A 241-nucleotide genomic window follows, 5' to 3' on the forward strand; every position below is an offset into this window, starting at 1 on the left:
GTGTCGGGGTGATCCGCAGCCGTTCCGTGCCCTTGGGGACGGTGGGGTAGTTGATCGGCTGGATATAGATGTTGTGCTTTTCCAGCAGCATGTCGCTCGCCGCCTTGCAGGCGCGCGCGTCGCCCACGATCAGCGGTACGATATGCGTGTCGGTCTTCAGCACCGGCAGCCCGGCATCGGTAAGGATATCCTTGGTCAGCTGCGCCTGGCGCTTGTGCGCCACCCGCTCGGTCTGCGACAC

The 241-nt window shown here is 64.3% G+C and carries 1 protein-coding gene; it reads right to left on the minus strand.

The genetic code is table 11. From position 1 onward, the window contains the following. Window positions 1-241 (minus strand): aminotransferase class I/II-fold pyridoxal phosphate-dependent enzyme (locus tag Q4563_RS22110; RefSeq protein ID WP_303606067.1); only part of this gene is annotated, 241 nt, incomplete at both ends.

Source organism: Gilvimarinus sp. 1_MG-2023, from assembly GCF_030548285.1.